This window comes from Paenibacillus sp. Dod16, from assembly GCF_049893405.1.
GTDB lineage: Bacteria > Bacillota > Bacilli > Paenibacillales > Paenibacillaceae > Paenibacillus_AQ.
In genome coordinates, this window is the sequence record NZ_JBNDYG010000007.1 from 46,849 (window position 1) to 67,994 (window position 21,146).

13 protein-coding genes are annotated in these 21,146 nt (G+C 53.0%); 1 reads left to right on the plus strand and 12 read right to left on the minus strand.

Annotated elements, in window-relative coordinates; all coding sequences use genetic code 11:
• Nucleotides 1–26: 26 nt before the first annotated feature.
• Complete coding sequence (locus tag ACPV3A_RS07950; protein ID WP_426199077.1) at nucleotides 27–2,807, minus strand: discoidin domain-containing protein; 2,781 nt, start codon at nucleotides 2,805–2,807, stop codon at nucleotides 27–29.
• Between the two features lie 286 nt (nucleotides 2,808–3,093).
• On the opposite strand from ACPV3A_RS07950, the gene ACPV3A_RS07955 reads away from it, so the two are divergent.
• A complete protein-coding gene (locus tag ACPV3A_RS07955) occupies nucleotides 3,094–4,923 on the plus strand; it encodes a glycoside hydrolase family 97 catalytic domain-containing protein (RefSeq protein WP_426198763.1) in 1,830 nt (609 codons plus the stop codon).
• A gap of 105 nt (nucleotides 4,924–5,028) precedes the next feature.
• Here ACPV3A_RS07955 and ACPV3A_RS07960 read toward each other — a convergent pair whose 3' ends face one another.
• The 11 genes from ACPV3A_RS07960 to ACPV3A_RS08010 all read right to left on the minus strand — a co-directional run bounded on the left by ACPV3A_RS07960 (nucleotide 5,029) and on the right by ACPV3A_RS08010 (nucleotide 21,143).
• Nucleotides 5,029–6,870, minus strand: a complete 1,842-nt coding sequence (locus ACPV3A_RS07960) for a cache domain-containing sensor histidine kinase (protein ID WP_426198765.1) — start codon at nucleotides 6,868–6,870, stop codon at nucleotides 5,029–5,031.
• Nucleotides 6,867–7,892 (minus strand): response regulator transcription factor, encoded by a 1,026-nt coding sequence (locus tag ACPV3A_RS07965; protein WP_426198767.1) that lies wholly within the window; start codon nucleotides 7,890–7,892, stop codon nucleotides 6,867–6,869. The genes ACPV3A_RS07960 and ACPV3A_RS07965 overlap by 4 nt, the downstream gene beginning before the upstream one ends.
• A gap of 211 nt (nucleotides 7,893–8,103) precedes the next feature.
• A complete protein-coding gene (locus tag ACPV3A_RS07970) occupies nucleotides 8,104–9,684 on the minus strand; it encodes an extracellular solute-binding protein (RefSeq protein WP_426198769.1) in 1,581 nt (526 codons plus the stop codon).
• A 140-nt stretch (nucleotides 9,685–9,824) separates the two neighbouring features.
• Nucleotides 9,825–10,697: a carbohydrate ABC transporter permease gene (locus ACPV3A_RS07975; protein ID WP_339222107.1), complete on the minus strand. Its 873-nt coding sequence runs from the start codon at nucleotides 10,695–10,697 to the stop codon at nucleotides 9,825–9,827.
• Between the two features lie 15 nt (nucleotides 10,698–10,712).
• Nucleotides 10,713–11,663, minus strand: coding sequence for an ABC transporter permease (locus ACPV3A_RS07980; protein ID WP_426198772.1), 951 nt, complete (start codon nucleotides 11,661–11,663; stop codon nucleotides 10,713–10,715).
• A gap of 779 nt (nucleotides 11,664–12,442) precedes the next feature.
• Nucleotides 12,443–13,477 carry a glycoside hydrolase family protein gene (locus ACPV3A_RS07985; RefSeq protein WP_100540502.1) on the minus strand — a complete coding sequence of 345 codons (1,035 nt, stop codon included), beginning with the start codon at nucleotides 13,475–13,477 and terminating at the stop codon, nucleotides 12,443–12,445.
• Nucleotides 13,478–13,484: 7 nt separating this feature from the next.
• Complete coding sequence (locus ACPV3A_RS07990; protein ID WP_100540501.1) at nucleotides 13,485–15,296, minus strand: alpha-L-fucosidase; 1,812 nt, start codon at nucleotides 15,294–15,296, stop codon at nucleotides 13,485–13,487.
• 213 nt (nucleotides 15,297–15,509) lie between these two features.
• Nucleotides 15,510–16,445, minus strand: coding sequence for a dihydrodipicolinate synthase family protein (locus ACPV3A_RS07995; RefSeq protein WP_426198775.1), 936 nt, complete (start codon nucleotides 16,443–16,445; stop codon nucleotides 15,510–15,512).
• An 18-nt stretch (nucleotides 16,446–16,463) separates the two neighbouring features.
• Nucleotides 16,464–17,504: a sialidase family protein gene (locus tag ACPV3A_RS08000; protein WP_426198777.1), complete on the minus strand. Its 1,041-nt coding sequence runs from the start codon at nucleotides 17,502–17,504 to the stop codon at nucleotides 16,464–16,466.
• Entirely contained in the window at nucleotides 17,491–20,244 is a 2,754-nt protein-coding gene (locus ACPV3A_RS08005; RefSeq protein WP_100540498.1) for a sialidase family protein, read from the minus strand. The genes ACPV3A_RS08000 and ACPV3A_RS08005 overlap by 14 nt, the downstream gene beginning before the upstream one ends.
• Before the next feature lie 14 nt (nucleotides 20,245–20,258).
• Complete coding sequence (locus tag ACPV3A_RS08010) at nucleotides 20,259–21,143, minus strand: carbohydrate ABC transporter permease (RefSeq protein ID WP_100540497.1); 885 nt, start codon at nucleotides 21,141–21,143, stop codon at nucleotides 20,259–20,261.
• Nucleotides 21,144–21,146 lie beyond the last annotated feature (3 nt).

Here is a 21,146-nt window from a genome sequence, read left to right on the forward strand (position 1 = left end):
GATAATCCCCTGTTCGCTCCATATAATTATGGCTGCTCTGGTATATCTAACGAACCGCCGCCCACAGGCGTACGTGCCAAATTATCCACTGCTTGCTGCCCCAGGCGATCCTTCAACTGCTGGACGAATAAGCTCTGAAGCGCTACATGCCGGTCAGCGTATTCCCAATAGCCGTCCTCGCGCGGTCTTGAATCATAATCATTCGGAACGAGCGGTTTCACATTCAGACCGTCTTCGGTCGGGATATGGCCGATGACATAGTTTTGTGCCGTTGGGGGCTTCTGGGCAACCAGCCCGCCTTCGGTATTCCACATGACGTAATTCGCTCCCGCCCAGCCATGTCCGCTGCCCAGCCAGCCGCGGTCGCGGACGCTGATACGCGCACTGACGTTGTCGTACAGGCCGCCCGTGGACCAGCGATGATGCGGCTCACTTGTATTGTATTCGCGAGTGGCCTTATTGTCGTACATGACATTCGGTCCTTGTACGCGGCTCTCAATAACATAAGCATGACGTGAAGTTTCCGTATAATTGCGCTGCACCAGATTTAGTTGCCCCTGGATGAAAAAGCTGTAACGACGACCGCCGGTAATCACGCTGACCATATCGTACATTTCGCTGTCCTGCACGGTGACCCACTTGGCCTGCCGTCCTACCTGCACCAAGGCGTAGGAGAAATGGTAGCCGTCCACCTCGCGCACCCAGGCATTCTTCACGCTGTTCATCATAATGAATCGTTCCGCATGCGCCTCATCGGAATAATACGGGGTATCCAGAACATCGTTATCCATCTTGGTATCGGTCTTGCTCGGATCAAAATCGGATATGGCTCGCATGTTCTCAATCCCAACCTGTTCGATTCGTGACTCATCCGTCGCCTTGAACAGCTTGCCTCCGCCCCATTGACGTTCAATGGCATTCGCTAATGGAGCATCCACCGTAATCCGGTTGCCGTCAATGTCCGTAATGACGCGGTCAAAATCCAGATTGAACGGGGACCACTGCTGCGTTCCCCCAGTCCCTGGCCGCATGTAGATATGGTCCATGCCGATCTCATGAATCCAGCGATCATTGCCGATTCTTCGTACAATGACAGAATCGCCAACCTGATAACCGGAGGCATTCTGCACATGGAATGATCGCGATCCTGCCGGAACGTACAGATCCTGGATGTCCGTCTCCGTCCCGTCAACAATTGCCGCACCATTCGTTCCGCCCACGACAATCAAGTTTCTCGCCGTTGTTCCCATGCCGCGGATGATGGTGCCGTCCTCGCTCTTGCCTTCACCCCGGAGCACGACCCCGCTGGCCTGAATGTTCAGGGAACCGCCGACCAAATATGTGCCCTTCTTCAGCAGCACCGCCCCCCGGAAACCATCCGCGTCACGCGGCATCCGGGACACCTCATCAATCGCCGCCTGCAGCATCGCCGTATCGTCTCCGCCGGTTGGCTGTACGGCAATTCTCGCCTGAACGTCGGGCAGTTTCATACCGCCACCCAAATAACCGACGTTTGAGAAATCGATGATCCGGTTCCCCTTATAATCGGGAACGTACACCATCCTTCCGTCTTTTCCGGTATAGGCGATTCGGCTCTGGCCATCAGGAATTCCCTTCTTGGGCATGACGGTATAAAACAAGCTGTCATAGTACGTTTCCCCGTCAGCGGCTTGGAAAGTCATCCGCACCTCGTACGTGCCCGGTACCTTCATCCCACCCGGAAGCGTTAACGATTGCGTTACCCCTGCCTGCAGCGCCTTCGTGCCCAGCGAGCCTCTGGATTGACCGTCCTTGAACCATCTGGCGGATACGGTTCCATCCAAGTTCGGAGCGATCGTTACAACTGGCAGCTCCTTGCCCTCCCCCAAGATCGCCGCCTCGCCAATCTTTTGGACCAATGACGGATGCGTGAACGAACTGAAAGCAATGTATTTCGCATCCTGGAATTCCTGGTCGTCCTTCACGACAATCCAGAAATCCGGCGTACGCATCGCTTGGCCGTTGATGCTGGTTTCCGCATACATCCGGGTGGCGCCTACCTTGACACCGGTTACCGAGCCTTCGGAAGTAACCGCAGCGCTGGTTCCCACTACATGGTATTGTACCTGGCCTTGAGGCAGTGTCATCCACTCGCCGTTCACCTGTTTGCCGCGCGCCTCCACGACAGATGTACCCCCTATGTCCAAGGTAAGTTCATCATTGTTGTTATAAGGGGTTCCATCCGGCTTCACGAAGGCCAGCTCCGTTACATCGGACGGGATTCCTTGATCTCCATCCTGCATATAAAGCTCCAACTCCTTAAGCTGAACATTAAGATTTCGGCTTAGCTGCAGCGATAACCGAATTTGGGAAGCGCTTACGGAATCAAACGTGATCGATTCCTGACCGTCCGCTCGAATACCCCCGTTCTTCGTGTAGGCTCTGGTCCAGGACTCACCGTCACGGGAGTAATCCACCTCGATACTTCCCAAATTATCTCCCCGGTTCAAATCCAGGACGACCAGGTTTAAGGACTGCTCGCTTCCCAGGTCCACCTGTATGTGTACGCTCATGTCCTCACGGTCTGTGCTCGCCGGCTGCCAGTAGGTATCACGACTACCGTCAATGGCCTTCACAGCTTCACGCCCGCTGATCTCGGAACTGGCCGTCGCCTGCTTATTCAAAGCCAGGTTGACCCGCTCCATGGCATCCGGAACAGCCGTTTCCCCCTGTATTGGCGGATTGCCGAACGAAAACAGAAGAATACCCAGCAGCAGTATGAAACTTCCTCTTCTTGCCTGCCTGTTACGCCTGCGTACCTGTCTCATCAATTATCACCCATCCTTTGTCATATGTAGTGATTACGATCCACCCGCGATTACATGATTCCCTCCTATCAAACACCTTTTGATGATGCTTCCATGATAAAACAGCGACTGCCCGCCAGACCATGCCGTAACTTGCGGAATGGCCGTGTTTTTTTATGGAGTAACACAACGTAAGAAAACACAACCCGGAGCGAACGGAACCGTATGCTAAGGCTTCGCTGTGTCCGTTACAATGAAACTGCAGTGGATACGACATTCTTGCAGCGACATGGAAGGAGTTTCGTTTATGGATCATGAGTTATCCCGGCCTCCGTCAGCCCCCTTTCACGCACAGCTTCATTCGCCTGACGGGAATCTGCAGATCACACTGGAACAAGAACATAACAGCCCTCTCTTTTATACGGTTATGAACAAGCAATTCCGGGTTCTCGAGAAGTCACCGCTCGGACTGATAACCGACAAATACCAATTTCAGCAAGGCATCATTCAAGGGGTTGAGTACAACACGATCACGGAGCATTACGAGCTTGTGACCGGCAAGCAAAAATCGCAGTCTTACGAAGCAAGCGAGATGTTGCTGCTGACTTCGGTGGAGAATCATCAGGTGAAGATTCGTTTCCGTGCTTTTCAAGACGGCGTTGCATACCGGTATGAGCTGCACGGAGAAGGAGATATTCGCATCGAGAACGAGCTCTCCGGATTCCATCTTCCGGAAGACCGGATGCTCAACGTTTGGGCGCAGCCGTTCATGCGGTGTTATGAACGAACCTATGACCATGCCATGCCGGGGCATCTTCGGGGAGGACACTTTGGTTTCCCGCTGCTGGTCCAATCGGCAGAGGATCAATGGCTGCTGCTGACAGAAGCTGCCGTGGATGGCGGTTATGGCGCCAGTCATCTCGCAGCGGATGAGCAAGATGGCCGGAAGCTCCGCATCTCGTACGCCCCGGATCAGGAAACGCCGATTGCTGCGCAGCTTCCACTCTCGACTCCCTGGCGTGTTATGATCATCGGATCGCTCGGGGAGCTGGTCTCGTCTTCGGTAACGACTCACCTATGCCCCCCGTCCGTGCTGCAAGATATCTCTTGGATCTCCCCGGGCCGAGCAGCCTGGTCCTGGTACGCGGAAGGCGATTCCTGCGGCGATATGAATATTCAACGACAGCATGTGGATTTTGCCGCCGAGATGGGATGGGAATACAGCGTCGTGGACGGCGGATGGGAAGGCAAACTGGACGTGCCGCAGCTCATCGCTTACGCGAAACAGCGTGGCGTCGGCATCTGGCTGTGGACGCATTATAAAGGGCTGAATACGAAGGAGCTCCGTGAAGAGAAATTGCGCCTGTGGGCATCCTGGGGCGCCGTTGGCATCAAGGTCGATTTCTTCGACAGCGACAACCAGGAGACGCTCCAGGTCTATGATGCCATTGCCGAATCCGCTGGCAGGCATCGGCTGATGGTCAATTTCCATGGATCGACCAAACCAAGCGGCGAGCATCGGACTTGGCCTCACGTGATGACAAGAGAAGGCGTTTACGGTGCGGAATATTACCGAGCGCAGAGTGAAGGGCCTAACGCGGCTCATCTCTGTACGCTGCCGTTCACGAGGAATGTGATCGGGTCCATGGATTTTACGCCGGTCACGTTCAGCAGGCGGACCACGACGACCCAAGGGCAGCAGCTGGCCCTGGCCATCCTCTTCGAATCCGGCATCCAGCATTATGCGGATGCGATCTCGGTCTTCGCGGATCATCCCGGCAAACCGCTTCTGGCCGCCGTTCCAGCCGCCTGGGATGAGATTCGGCTGCTGGAAGGTTATCCAGGCCGGTTCGTTACGATAGCAAGACGCTCTGGCGTGGAATGGTTTGTCGCATCGATCTGCGCCGCAGGAGGTCGAGACGTCCAGATCCCGCTGGATTTCCTTGAAGATAACCAAGCCTACCAAGCCGTGATCTATCAGGAACAGGCGGAAGCGGACGAATATCGATATCGTTCCATTCTTCCTCCCATTGAGGTCCATACGGAAACGTGCTGCGCCAAGGATACCATCAAGATACGTCTCAAGGTGTACGGCGGCGTTTCCATCCATCTCATGCCGCAAGCGGAGAACAAGTAAAGCCAATCATTCTTGGAGATAAGGAGGATAAGTCTCCGAAGGTTAACCTTTCACATCTCTACACAAATGCAAGGCCTGTCCTCCAATCCGGAAGCAGGCCTTGCATTATGCCCGCGGCGGACGTGGCATGACCATGCGGATAGTGGTTCCCGTTCCCTCGCCTGCCGAGGTTACACGGAGTCCGTAGGTCTCGCCGAATACCAACTGAATCCGCCGATGCACATTCAGCAGGCCGATGCCTCCGGTACCACTGAGGTTCAGGGAGGATTCAGGCACATGATTCACGTGGTTGTACTCATAGGACAGCCGTGCCGCAACCTCGCGCAGCTGTTCATCCGTCATGCCGATGCCGTTATCCGTCACGCTGACCCAGAAGGAATCATCATCGCATCCGGCAGAGATCATGATGTACTGCGATGCTTCGATTCCGTCCGGAAAGGCATGCTGGAATGCATTTTCGATTAAGGGCTGGAGCGTCAATCGCACCATTTTATATAGAAGCAGCTCATGGGGTACCTCCACCCGAAGATCGAACTCCAGGTCGTGCCGATGCTTCATGATCGTCATGTAGTTCAACACATGCTTGAGCTCATTCGCGATCGTGATTTCCTCCAGCGACGTCAGCAAGGAATACCGCATCATAAAGCCAAGCGAGGACACCATTTCAGTAATCTCCGATGAACCTTCGACCTCGGCATAACATACGATGGTCTCTAGCGTGTTGTACATAAAATGCGGATTGATCTGGAGCTGAAGCGCCTGGAATTCGGCCTTCTGCCGTTCGATAATCGTTTTCTGCTGCTGCAGCTCGGTCTCGTATACCCGCTCGATTAATTCCGACAGCCGGGTCACCATCAGATTGTACCGCTGCATCATTTCCGTCAGCTCGTCCTCGCGTTTAGGAAGCTCCAAGGGAATCCACCGCCCCTGCTCCGTCTGGCGCATCCCGCGGATAATCGTCTGGATGGGCTGCGTAATGGACCGAGTAAAGCGGTAAGCAAGCAGGCAAGCGGCAATGAGGCTGATCAAGCCGATCGTCCAGACCGTAGAACGAATGCTGGCAATCGGCTTGCGCCACTCCTCCAGCGGCATCGAAGCCACCAGACGCCATCCGGAATAGGGAGACATCCGCGTCATAAACACCCTCTGCTCTCCATCAGCCGTCGTATATCTGAAGGATTCCTCGTCTGCGCCCATAATGGCGGCAGTCAGCTTCGGATCCTCGGCCGGAGACGAGGCGTTATGCACCAGCCCCTCAGGCTGGTAGACTACTTGGCCGCTGGCATCCGCGATATAGAAGTATCCGCGTTCGCCAAGATCAATTCCCTTCCAGAGGGAGGATAACTCCTGGGAACGCACTTCCATGGCGAGCACGCCTTTTTCCGCTGTGGAGGATAGACCCTTGATCAGTCTCGTCATGCGTACAACGCTGCCGCTGCGTCCTGGTATAATGCTCTCCGTATGAATCATGAGACCGCTTTCATCCTTCGTCGTATTGCGGAGGTCCGTCAGCTGCTTCGCCTTCTCCTCTGCACTGAATACCGGGGCCGTAAAATCAGAGCCGAAGCTGTACGTGGCATTTCCGTTGTAAGACAGGAGATACATGGTCAGAAGCTCGGGCCCCCGATCCATGAGGGGACGGAATACCGTATCTTTGATCGTCGAGCTGATTTGATAGTACTCGTAATGGTCCGCCGGGTTAGGCAAATCCACGAATTTCTTCAATTCCCGGTTGGTCAATAAGGAGATCATCGTGCGGTCGTAGGATTTAATGTACAGATCGGTATGGTTCAAGGCATTCTGTACGATTTGCGACATATGCCGGTCCAGCTGGCGGTCCAGCTCAGCTGATGAGCGCGTGTAGGTAACGATGCCGATCAACAAGGTAGTCAGCACAATGATGGATACAAAGTACAGAAACAACTTGCGATACAGTTTATTTTTCATCCGTTAAAGCCCAGCATCGTCCGATATTCCGTCGGCGTATGTCCCGTTACCTTCTTGAACATTTTCGTAAAATGGGGGTAATCCTCGTAACCGACATTTGCCGCCACGTCGATGATCCGCATATGCGGCAGGGCCAGCAACTCCTTCGCCCGCTCCATTCGCCGGTGAATCCGGTACCTTACAAAGGTATCGCCCGTCATCTTCTTAAACATCGCGCTAAAATACGTCGGCGTATAACCGGCCATTTCCGCCACTTCCTCAAGGGTGATCTCCTCGGACAGATGCGTGTCGATATACGATTTCACTTCATCCAGCGGGTTCTTGAAATTCCCCCACCGCTGCGTTACCAGATCGGCGGTCATCTGCTTGACCCTCAGCTCAAACTCGTTCAACAGCTGCTCCTGCACCGTGTGGTGACCGATGGGTTCAATTACCGAAACCTCCATGTACCCCTTCGAGACGAGACGACGGAAAATCATGCCCACCGCATCATCCAGCAGCTGCTGAAGCTGTGGAACACTGAGTCCCGCCGCCTGCAGATGCGCCCTCCAATCGAGCAACAGCCGATCGAGCTGTTCAGTCTGCAGCATCCAGATCTCCTGCCCGATATTTTCAATCCAATCGACATAGGAAGCCAGCGATACAATACCTTTATTGCGGTGTTTGACAATCGCGTCAAACGTTTGGTGCAGCACTACGCCAGTGACCGGCTTTAGCAGATAATGCTTAACCCCATAAGCCAGGCATTGCTGCGCATATTGGAATTCGCCATAACCCGATATAACGATTATTTGAATGTGCCCGTACTGCTCATGAAGCTCCTGACACAGCTCCAACCCGCCCATACGTGGCATGCGGATATCGGTAAGCATTACATCCGGCTCGAATTCCTTGATGAGGGAGAGCGCATGCTCACCGTTCACGGCCGTGTCGATGGCATCAAACTGCAGACGGTAGGTCTCCGCCATCTTGACCAGCCCTCTTCGGATTACAGGTTCGTCGTCAGCAATAAGCAACCGCATATCATTTTAGCCTCCTGTATGTAAAAGAATAAGTATGAGGCAAACATCAATGGAACAATAAGGTATCCGCGGCGGATACCTGTGATGGTAAGACCGGCGGATACCTTGATTTTTCATCCTTCGCTCATTTTTGTTTAAACGCTTACATATTGGATCTATTGTACACGATTTAAGGGACAAACAGGAGATGCCCTGCTTCCTATCTTGGATGTTATCTCGTACGGTCTACCACATTCTCTTTGTTCTTCCAGCGCTCCGTCGCTTCCTTGATGATCTCATCCCCGCCCTTGGCCCGGTATTCCTCCAGCACCTTCGGCCAATCGGAGATCGGCTGTTTGCCGTAAATCATCTTCACCATGCTGTCCAGGATGAATTTAGGTCCCGTATCACCGGTCGAAGCCAAATCCGGGAACTTGGAGAAGCTGTTCAGATTGGCCATGAACGTAATGCCGCCGCGGCCTTCATTGCCCAGCACATCGCTGAATGCCTTGATCACGTCCTGACCATCCTCGGTAAGGGCCGTCTGCTTCTTGTTGTAAGTCAGCTCATGAACGAACCACAGCTGGTTGGCCCGGAAGCCCGCCTCATCGACCTCTTGTTTGGTCACAGGCCACTTATAGTTGACATTCCCGTTCTCCATCGTGTAATTCTCGCCCTCAATCCCGAAGGAGAAGAACATATCGGCTTCCTCCGTCAGCATCCAATCCAGGAATTTAATGATTTCGATGGCCTTCTCTTTTCCAACCTTGTTATTGATATAATACGTGGTCGATACCGAGCTGTATAAGCCGAGTCCGCCCTTGCCGTCCGGTTCGGTCGGGGACGGGTAAATATCCACCTTCATCGAAGGATCCACTTCCTTCAGCTTGGTGCGGAACCCGATCAGTCCCTCGCCGTTGGAGGCCCACATCCCGGATTTGCCGGCATTGATATTGCGTCCGTAATCCTCCTGAGAGAGCGAAGCAAAATCCTTCGGGATTAGACCCTCATCGTACATCGTCTTATACGTCTGAAGCGCCTTAGTCATGTTCTCGACATCGAAGAACTTCGGTACGACCTCCCCATTCAGCTCCATGAACTGGAACGGCAGCACATCGTATGCCCCAAGGAAAGTATCCGCATATTTAAAGCCCTCACGGTACTGGTATGGGTGCTCTACACCCAGCTTCTTAAAGGCACGCAGCATATCCAGGTACTCTTCCACGGTTTTAGGCGCTTCCTTGATGCCGGCCTTCTCCATCAGATCCGTGCGAATGAAAGTGGCACGGCGGGACGGATTTTCCAGCCAGGCCGGGATGCCGTAGATTTTGCCGTTATAGGATACTTCCTCCCACGCTGCCGGAGTGACCATTTTCATCAAGTTCGGAGCATGCTCCTTAAGGAGGTCATCCAGCGGCATGAACACCCCGGCTTCCACCGAGCCTGACATGGACCCTGTCGTTGGACCTCCCCGCATATTGCCCACAACGTCCGGGATTTCGTTGCCTGCAAACATCAGACTCATCTTCTGATCAAATTCCTTGTGGGACATCAAGCGAATATCGAGATCCGTGTTCGTCATCTCCTCCAGCTTCAGCACCCATTTGTCCTTATTGATATCGGGTGACGATTCGATGTAGGTGTTGCCGCCCGTGGAAAAAGAAATCGAGAAGGCCAGCTTGCTGGAGTCTGTGCCTTGCTTCGTTTCTTCCGGCTTGGGACTGACAGCTCCCTCTTCCGCTTTTCCCCCGCACCCCGCGAGCAGTGACATCACCATGACGCTGATCAGTAAGACCGTCCAACTTTTTTTCATCAACCTCTCCCCTTTTTCACGAAAAATAGACAAGTGGCTCATTCATGAGGTAAGCGCTTTCGTTAAATCCATTTCATCGTAGCTCATAACCCTCATATGCAGTATTGGCGTTCTTATTATGGGATTGTGTTCTTTTACGATCAAGATTTGATCGAACCGATGAGCATGCCCTTAATAAAATATTTCTGCAGGAACGGGTAAACCAGGATGATCGGCAGCGTAGCGATCACAATCGTGGCCATCTTGATGCCCTCCGGGGACATATTCGCCAGATTTTCAAACGTGGTGTCCATCTCTCCCATCTGATCGGTTATGACGATCTCCCTCAGACGAACCTGGAGCGGAAACAGCTGACGGCTATTGATATAGTATAGAGCCGACGAGTACGAATTCCAATGCGCAACAGCGTAAAACAACCCCATCGTCGCCATGACCGGCTTGGACAAAGGCAGCACGATGCTCGATATGATCCGCAGCTCCCCGCACCCGTCGATCCGGGCCGAATCAATAATTTCGTTCGGCAGATTCATGAAGAACGAGCGCATGATGAACAGGTTGTACGCGCTGATCGCGCCCGGAATGATCAGGGCCCATACCGTATCCAGCATGTTCAGCGTTTTAATGAGCAGATAATTCGGAATCAGGGGCGCACTGAAAATAAAAGTAACCAGCACGAGCATAAGGATGACTTTTCGTCCCCGATATTCACTGCGCGATAGCGGATAGGCCAGCGAGGCCGTTGCGATCAGGTTGATCCCGGTCCCCACGACGGTCACGAATACGCTGATCATAAAGGAGCGCCATACGGAAGTATCGTTCAAGACGATTGCATAGTTGGAGAGTGTGAACTCAACCGGCCACAGGCCGACGTCTCCCCGCGAAATGGCCACATCGCTGCTAAGCGATTGCGCCGCAACGTGCAGAATTGGGAATATCATGGCAGCCGACACAACCGCCAGAAAGATATGGTTGAAAACTTCGAATACGGATTCGCCTTTTGATCGTTTTATCATGTTTTGGTCACCTGCCTAGTATAAGGAATTTCCGGTCGTTTTGCGGCTTATGGCGTTTCCGCCCACGATGAGCAGCAGCCCGATGAGGGATTTGAACAGCCCGATGGCCGTGGTGTAGCTGTACTGCTGTCCGAGAAGACCAACGCGATAAATGTACGTATCCAGAATGTCGCCTTTATTCTCGTTCAAGGCATTCAGGAACACAAACACGCGTTCAAACCCGAAATCGAGGAAATTGCCGATGTTCAGCAGGAACAGAATCATAATCGTGGGCAGAATCGACGGAATCGTTATCGCCAGAGTCTGGCGCCACCGGTTCGCGCCATCTACGCGTGCAGCTTCATACAGATCCGGGTTGATCCCGGCCAGCGCCGCCAAATAAATAATCGTTCCCCAGCCAGCTTCCTTCCAAATGCCGGATCCGATCAGAATTCTGCGAATATAGCTCTCCTCGCCAAGGAAGTAAATCGGTTCAAGTCCCACCCACATCAGAATCTGATTAATGATCCCCGTGGTCGGAGACAGAATGCCTACCGCAATCCCCCCGATAATGACCCAGGACAGAAAGTGGGGCATGTAAATGACCGTCTGCAGCACCCGCTTGTACAGGACAAGACGAATCTCGTTCAACAGCAGGGCCAGAATAATCGGGATTGGAAAAGCGAATACGATGCTGTACATCCCGATCAGCAGGGTGTTCCAGAAGATCCGCAGAAACTCCTCGTACTGAAACATGCGGTAGAACTGATCCAGCCCCACCCATGGGCTTTCCCATATGCCTTTGAATAAGTTATACTCCTGAAAAGCCATGGCGCTCCCGAATAAAGGGACATATTTAAATACCAGAAAATAGAGGATGCCCGGAATCGAGATGAGGTATATCGCCTTGTACTTGCGAAAGCTGGATAACCATTCCCGGCTCCGCGCTGACGGTGTTAGCCGCGTGCTTGGGTTGATGTTCGCCATAAGGACCTCCCGTTGTAAGTTTTCCTTCGTATTCATCGTATAAGCGGAGGGCCTTGCCAACAATGGCGGCATTTGTTTGTCGATGTGTTTTTTTATGATTGTGTTTAAGAGGTTGTTCAAAAAGTCCGCTTTTGATAAGAAAACCTCTATCGAGGCCACTTCAAGGATGAGCGACCGCGATGCATAGGTAGGTTTTCTTGCGATATAGAATTTCATCAGTTCCACTGATAACTCATAAATTCTATATCTAACTCTAACACGAAGCGAATCAGGAAGCAGCTCGGCATCGAATCTTGAATTCAGCCGGGCCAAAGGAGAAGCTTCCGAAGCATGTTTCCTGCGGAAACATTTCAGGTGCTCGTACCCAAAACAGCAGATGCTTTCGAAGGCGTTTTCTGCGAAAACGTGTAGCTCCGCTCCTGACGTCCCTAGCTTCATCCAACTGAAGCGTTTTGAAAAAACGCACATCGGAAGCATAAGCTTCGGTGCTGAAAATCGACCTTTTTGAACACGCACTTTAAGATGGGGGATTTGAGGCGGAATAGAGAAAAAAGCCCTGCTGCTAGCATGGTCTATCCGACCATGGTAAGCAGAAGGGCTTATGAGGGAAATGAACGGTGAAGTAAAACGCAGCCGTACATGAGAGCATGGGCCGCTGAGAGTAATCGGGCATTTCTCACCGCACACACTCCCAATACACGGTGCAGCATCGCATGACGGAGGGCGACCATCCGTTTCAGGTGCTGTTTATCATGCTTCGAATCGGATATGAATCGCTCTTATTCGTCGTCGTTCTCTGTAATCTCCCGAATCGGAATCGCCATATTCCAGGTCTCCGTACAATCGTAAAACCCGCGGCTCCCGTCCGAAGTCGCGGCAAACATCCAGGCCGGACGACCGTCCTCCATGAGCAAAAAAGGCCGTTCCAGGTTGCCCATCAGCCGCTCCGCACCATCATCCCACAGCACTCTGCGGGAATACACGGGTTCCCCTGGTTTGGTTGTCATCTTCCATTCTTCCCCGTTCGCTGACCACGCATGGACTCCGCTATAGCGCTCCCCACAGATGGAGCCGTCCATGTCCTTGGCAATCATTTCGTACCCGCGTGCCGTACGCCAAATGAAGGGGTCTTCAATATGAATCGCTGGAGGAAACAGCGGTTCAGGCTGACGGTTGTAAGGACCGTACACCGATTCGGCGCAGGCCAAGCCCAGCTGCATGTTGCCATAGGAATGCCCTTCATAGGGACGAGATTTATAGATAAGCTTCACCGAACCGTCCTCATGAACACAGGGGGCCGGATTAGATACCAAGAAGCTGTCAAAATGATTCGGACGCGGCAGCAGAACCGGATGATCCCTTCGAGTCCACGGGCCGGTTACGGAAGGGGCGGTCGCCACGCCGATCCGTTTGTTCGCCCTGGCTACCGCGACGAGCGGATCATTCGGAAGCAGCGGCTCCTCTTCTTCAGGCAGCGGAAACGGGAACGTCGTGCCCATATAATAAAGCACGTACGTGCCGTCCACCTTCACGATATGCGGATTGTGCACGCTGCATCCGTCCCAATAGGCCGGAGATCTGGCTCCGAGCACCGTCTCCTCGTATACGTACGGTCCGGCCGGATGGTCGGAGACCGCACGGACGATCTCCGAGGCCGCAAGCCAGCCGGGATGCATGGGCAAGGATTTCGGCCAGCGCGAAGCAAACATATGGTACCGGCCATCCTCACCCTGGATAACGCTGCCGCACCATATCCAATATCCCGGCATTCGAAAGCCTCCTGCTACCGGTGCAGGATCAAATACGATTTTCATTGATTCCTCACTCCCTCTCCATTGGCAATAGCGTAACCTTGCGCAAATTCATTAATGAATCAGAAACCAGCGATAGTCCCCGGACTTCAAGACGATGTAAGCCTGCCGAGAGAATCGTCAGTTGACCTATCTCAAATTCTCCCCAGCATCCGTCCCCACCCGTATCTTTAACGGTACAAGTCAGCTTCTGTTCATCCAGGGACAACTCAAAATGCCCCCCCGCCTGATCCGCTGCAGCGGACAAGGTGACGATCACTCGACAGTGAATCGGCATCTCTTCCTCGGAACGAAATGTCCATTGAACAGCCGCATTTGGAGCTGTCCAGCCGGTAACGCCATCATGACCGCGTTTTCCATTATCGTATCGCAGGCCATCGCCCCAGGTAACACCATCATATGCCCAGAACGTATTCGGCATCCGGGAAATAAACCTTGGAGTGAGATGCGTCTCCAGCGCTCCATCCAGCTTTAGCTTGATCACCGTCGCATAGGCGTCCTGAGGTACCGAACGCACATCAATCTGCCAGTCCCACGGCCCAAGCTGTCGGATCGGCAGGTTGTCCTCCTTCGCCTTCACTCCGATAAGCCTCGCATACTGAACTCGGCTGGCAAGACCGGGCAGGATCAAACGCCCGTCCTGCGGCCATTCTCTCACCAGCAAGTACAAGAGATTCTCATCCGGCTTCCATGTGCAATATCCCCACTGCGGCGTACCGATCGGACTGCCGCTCGTGCCGTATATCGCCTCGCCGTTCCGTTCCAGGAAGCTGCCCACCGTCTCCAGCAGGCTTCTTGACGTATCGTCAATCGTCCCGTTTCCGAGCGGCCCCACATTCAGTACCAGATTACCGTTCGTGGCTGCCACGCGCAGCAGCTGTTCGATCAATTCATCCGGACTCTTCCAATGGTCATCGTCATATCGGAACCCCCAGGAATCATTCAGCGTATGAATCGACTCCCATTCAGGCTGCACCGGATGGAACCGGAGCTGGTTATCATGCGGATTGCCGTAATCGGCAAATCGGTCATCCCGCAGTCGCTTGTTAATCAAGCAATCCGGCTGTAGCTTGCGTACCAGATCATAGAACCACACAGCGTGCTCGTCGCTGATCTTATGACCGCAATCAAACCACATCAAACCAATCGGACCGTAATCGGTAAGCAGCTCCTCTACTTGAGGAAGAGCTTTCTCATGAAGATAACGCTCGAAGCGTTCCCGCTTATCGTCATCTTCGATCCATTCCTCCAGTTGATCCCAGGCGCCGATGTTATCCGGGTAATCCAGCGTGTTCCCCTGCGAATCGGGGTGATGCCAATCCATGGCATGGGAGTAGTAGATTCCAAGGCGAATCCCCTCCGATTCGCAGGCCTCTGCAAGCTCCTTGATCGGATCCCTTGGAAAATGAGCATGACGAGTAATCGAATAATCACTGACCTTGGAATCGTACATTGCAAACCCATCATGATGCTTGGCTGTCACGATAAGATATTTTGCCCCGGACCGCTTGGCCAGCGATACCCACTCGTGCGCATCAAACGCTTCCGGGTTCATCCCGGCTGCGGCCTCCGCATACTCGGTCACCGGAATCTTTCCCCTTAACTGGATATGCTCCGCATAATTGGCATCCACCCGTTCGCCGTTCCACTTCCCGCCCAGCATCGAATAAGGCCCCCAATGCACGAAGAGCCCAAAGCGAGCTTCGCGCCACCAGGCTATCCGACGGTTACGATCATGATCATTTACCCGCTTATTGCTTATGAGAGCATCCGACCTTCCCTGCTCCAGTCCTGCCCCATCCATATATTCATCCCGCTTCATGTTTATCCCTCCTCACGATCCTCAGCGGTCCGACAGTCTAGTAACCTCCATTATAGAAGTAACGCTGGTGCAGCCTCTTTGTTTTTTTGGGTTGGGGTTGTGTTTTGTTGAGGTGTGGATCTATTTAAACGTCAAACCAACAGACCAGTCATGACCGGCCTGTTGGTTTTTTGCAGATTGTTTAAGCTCTAACGCTCTACGCTCATTGCTCCCTTAAACCTTGATTCGATGATGATGCAGCAGCTCGCTATTCCGATAATAGTCGTCAATTTGCCGCCGCTCATCCTCCGTAAATTGTTTCAAAGGCTGGCGTACCTTTGGTGAGGATAGTACTCCCTGGAGGAATAAGACATACTTCTCATACGCGATGAYGTCAAACCTTACCATATGCGATACGACCTCATTCGCTTTCGACTGCAAAGACTGGAGAAGCTCCATATCCGGTCTCTCCATAGCGCTAATCTGAGCGTGCATCTGAACAAAAGGTTCAGGCATCATATTGAAAGTGCTTCCGATCGCGCCGTCGGCTCCGGCATAAGCCCCGCTTAAATATACCTCGTCATGCCCGTTATAGATCATGAATCGCTCCCCGCATAACGCTCGGATCTGCTGCATCTCAAACAGATTCAGCGAGGTGAATTTCACGCCCACACATTGAGAGTTACGGCTCATGTGGCTGTAAAAGTCCATGGTTAGACTCACGCTGGTAGCTCCCGGATAATGATAGACGAGCATGGGCAGCGGTACGGCGGTCATGATCGTTTCATAATGCTCCCGGATCTCCTGCATCGTGACTTTATAATAGAACGGGACAACGGCCGATACGGCATCCACGCTTAAGGCTTCGGCATGCCGGGCTAGCTTAACCGACTCCATGGTACTTATGCAGCCGATATGCGCGATAACGGTCACTCGACCCTTTGTCGTCTTTACGACCGACTCAAGAACTTGCTGTCGTTCTTCCGTCGTCAGAATAAATCCTTCCCCTGTGCTTCCGCCAACGTAGAAGCCTTTAATTCCCAGCGAGATTTGATGTTCAACCAAACGAGACAACGATTCGAAATCAATCGATCCGTCTTCATGCATCGGGGTCAACAGTGCCGTCAATATGCCTTTAAATTTGCTGTGTTCTCCAGATATCTGGTTCACAAAACGTCCCCCTCATGTTTACAATGATTTCAATAAAAAATCATCCTCATAAAAGCTGTACCCGCGGATTTGCGCTCTAGGCGCATCATCCGCAATATATTGAACGACATAAATCTCCCCGTCTTCGAACTGTACCCAGCCCGAATAACCAAGGTCTGCAACTGGACTACGGTCGTAATCAATCGGCATGATTCTCGTCCACTGCTCCCGCCGCTCTATCGCCTTTGCTGATTCCTGATCCGTAAGAGCTGCGAAGAAGTTCTGTGTCCAGGTGCCAAGCCAGCCCTTACCGCCTTGCATGAAACGGTACGCAATCATAATGTTCCCGCTCTGAAGCATCCCTGCAACGGGACGATGACAACCGGGGAGAGGAACACGATACGGTCCGTTCCAAGTCTGGCCCTGATCATGGGATATTGATTTATAACAATCCAATCCCTGCCCTGAGTTCTCCCGGAGAAACGCAACCAACGTTCCATCCGGGAGGGGAAGTATACTTCCTTCACACAGCTTCAGATCCGGATGAGAAGCCACAGTGACAGGTCCCACCCAGTCCGCACCCTGATTATCGGAATACCAGAGCCGCTGCTCGCTTACCCCCGAATCCGGGTTTCGCTCATGGGCCGACAGCAGCCAGCGTCCGGTTGCAAGCTCACACAGTTTATCCGGAACGATACCGGTAACGGGCGTTTCCATAGGCTCCGACCAGTTATTCCCCTCCGCGTCTCCGATCCATATATAATTGCGGCCCCCGTTCTCCTTTTTCGCCGATATCAGATCCGCCACGATAACCAGCCGGTCGTCCCGAAGCCTCGATATGCGTGCACAATTCCAGTACGGAAGTCCGTTCGTCAATGACGTGAACGGTTGTTTGTCACTCCAGGTTCTCCCTTTGTCCGTACTTTCCGTCAACATCAGGCGTGTAGCCGACCGGTCTCCGTGGTGAGTGCATTGGGAAAATACGCATACCAGCTTGCCCGCGGCCGTTAGCGTTACGTCCGGCCATGCCTCATACCATTCCGTGTCTCTGCTGATTGCAAACCTTTCAATCGCCATCATGTTCATCCTCCTCATTGACAATTCTCGCTACTTCGATGATTACCGTCTTTGTCGTTGTATGTCCGGCATGATCTCTTGCTTCATAAGTGATGCTGTACTCCCGCTTCTGTCCGCCCGGGTTGCTCGCGGCCATCAGCTCAAAAGATGTGTCGCCAGTTCCAACCTCCGCACCACGGACGATTGAACTTGGATCCTGTACACCGCTGCCGGTAACAGATACCAGTGCAATCGAAGCGATTCCGGATGATTCATCCTTGGTGTGGATTTCCATCTCCACCGGCACCCATTTGCGATTGGGTGGCCAGATAACGTTACGGTTCGGAGAAATCGTGATATCCGGTACCGTCTTGTCGATGGACAGCGTAAGGGTACGCCCCTCCTCCACATTGCCTGCCCCGTCCCGGCTCCGATACTCCATCGTGGTAATCCCTTCTGCAGAAACAGGGACCGCTCCTTCATATGCCTTCCATTCCCCGCCGTCCAGTCGATATTCCGTACCCGTTACCTCAGATTCCTCATCTGATGCCGTTAGCTCCACCGTCACATCGGAGGTGTACCATCCATTCACTCCACCCGGCTCATCCGGAGTGACTATAGCTTTCGTTATCGGTGCTATCGCATCGGATGGCAGCTGATACAGCTTCCGGACGTCGGACGGATCCAGCGCGTGACGATAAATCCGCACATCGTCCAGACTACCGTTCCAATCGCGATTCGCCACTGTGCCTTTATCGAAACCGACGAATGGCGGAGCGTCTTCGTTCGACACATTCATGGCGGAACCGTCGAACCTCGCCGACGTCGCCGCCAGCTCACCGTTCACATATACGAGCAGATTACCGCCTTCCCGGATCCCCACAACATGTGTCCATTCCCCGGTTTTAACTAGACCCGAAGGGGTTGCAATGCCAATCTCCCTGTTCAGCGGCAGTCCGTTCAAATTCATTCGAACCGCACCGTTCTGTTCGACCGACATCCACCACTGCGGCACACCCCGACCCGCCGTACCGTACCACATCAGCAGGTGTCGCTGCCGAGACAGCGTCTCCGGGTTGACCCAAGCCGCAAAGCTAAAATCGCCAGTCCCAAAATGGAGATCCTGAGCTTGGGTGATCTCGACGTGAGAACGCTGTAAGGCATCCAGATGAAGAATATGGCCCTGCCCATCGGGACGAACCGCCCCTGGTCTTACCGCCGCACCGTTCTTCAGCAAACCGGTATGACCTTTGCCTGTCACATCCGTCACGCTCGAATCATCCGTCTGCTCAAAATCCCAATGAAGCAGCAGCTCCGGACGAGGTCTGGACCTATCCAATTCAATCGAATAGGTGCGTGTCTGACTCCCCAACCTGGCCGTAATGAAAAGATCTTCAAGTCCGTCAAGCCGAACCGCTCTTGGCACTCCTGAAGCCGCCGGCTCGCCCGCTATTTCAATTTCAATTCCTTCATTTGATGTAACCGGCTTCACCGTCACCTCTTCTGTTCCTTCATACATCGTCAGACGATAATGTCCGATGTCACCCCGAAACACGGGAGACAGCGAGCCTTCCGAGAACATCAGATCGTCCAGATGCGCTTCCTCCGCATCGAACCAAGCCAAATTGAATTTCGCAAACATGATTTTGTCATATGGTGTGTAACCCCCGCCTTCAAACAACAGGCCAATCGTTCCATCCGGTAGCACGGTGAGCGAAGAATAGGCGGAATGCCCGCTGTATACGGTCTTTGCTTCCGGCCAGGTGGCTCCGTCATCATAACTGAGCCGGACCGTCATATTTTCTCTAACGTTCTCATTGGCCGGATTGGCGAAAAGCAGCAGCTTGCTGCCCAGCTCATTATCGGCAGGCATGTAGCGGACAATGCTCGCCTGCACAACAGGATCAATCAGCTCGGGCGTATAAAAAACCGGTGACCAGGTTGCCCCTTGGTCGCTGCTTGTCGATATCGCCCTCCGCTTCAGCTCTTTGTTAGCGGACAAACGGTCGTTCCGCATCAGCGTGCCGTCCGTCAGCTCCACAACGGTCGCCTCGTTTGTGTCCGCTTGGATATAGCCGCTCTGATACCAGGTTAAGCCATGGTCATCACTTTGAATGTTTCGTCCGATCGCCGGAATCACCAGCCTCCCTTGGTTCGGCCCATGCCGGAGCTGAATCCCGATTGCAGGTCCCGTTGCATCCCACCTTATATTGGATGGCTGCACCTCCTCGAAACGGTTCACCGGTTCCGACCAGGTGACTCCGTCATCGTCACTGTATGAGCTCCAGATCGTACGCACGCCTCGGCTCGTTCCATTGTTGATCTCTTCAATCGTGTCGTCGCCATAATTATGGTTCATAAATAACCATATGCGGCCATTGCTCTCATCCTGCACCGCCGTCGGATTCCCGCAGGTATCCGCACTCATGTCGCACACCGTTTGGAGCGGCTCCCAGGTTGTGCCGCCGTCCAAGCTCCGCTTCAGCACAAGGTCGATATCACCCGTATCGGAAGCGCTGTTTTTACGTCCTTCGGCAAACGCCAGCAGGGTTCCATCCATGGTCGTCAATATGGTCGGAATGCGGAACGTATGATACCCCTCCGTACCAGCCAGAAACAAATCGATATTGCGAAATTGTGGTTCCCCATCGGCCACAGCTTGGGCCTCGGCAGCCTCACTTACGCCAACAGGTCCATAGGGAATGTGGGCAGCAATTAATATAAGCATCATCCAGCCAATGAGTAACTTACGAAATGGAATCAAGTTTATAAACCCTCCTATCCTTTAATAGAGCCAACCATAACTCCCTTAACGAAGTATTTTTGCAGGAACGGATATACAAACAATATTGGCAGCGTACTGATCATAATGACCGCGGATTTCAGCGTGGCCGCCGGGGGCGGATTGCGCACGTATTCCAGTTGGGCCTCATTCTGTGTAATTCCGGTCAGCAAAATGTTGCGCATGATGACCTGAACCGGCATCTTGTTGACATCATTAATGTAGATCGACGCCCCGAACCAATCATTCCAATGATGTACCGCATAGAATAAACCGATCGTGGCCATCGCCGGCATGGACAGCGGAATGACAATCTTGAACAGAATCAGCAGAGGGGTAGCCCCGTCAATGACGGCGGATTCCTCCAGCTCCTCCGGGAGTCCCATGAAGAAATTCCGGAGAATAAATAAATTCCACGCGCTGATCAGGCTGGGAAGGATAAGCACCCATAGCGTATCTTTAAGCCCCAGCGTATCCATCAACATATAGTTAGGGATCAAACCGCCTTGAAATATCATCGTCAGAAATATGAACAGCACAAGGCCGTTTCGTCCGGGCAAGCTCCGCCGGGCCAATCCATAAGCCAGCATGGATGTAAATAACAGATTGAGAATGGTGCCGACCACGACTCTGAAAATCGTAACCTGATAAGCATTTAAAATGATTTTCCCCCGGTTAAGCAGCACATCGTAGGCTGCGAAATCCAGCCGTTCCGGTATAAGCACGAACGCTCCGCGACGCATGGACTCCTCAGCGCTGATAAACGACGTTGACAGCACCGCAAGGAACGGAATAACAAACATGAGGGACAAGAAGATCAGAAAAACAATGTTGGCAACATCAAAAACTCGTTCACTTGTTGTAGGCTTTATTCCGCTCACCAT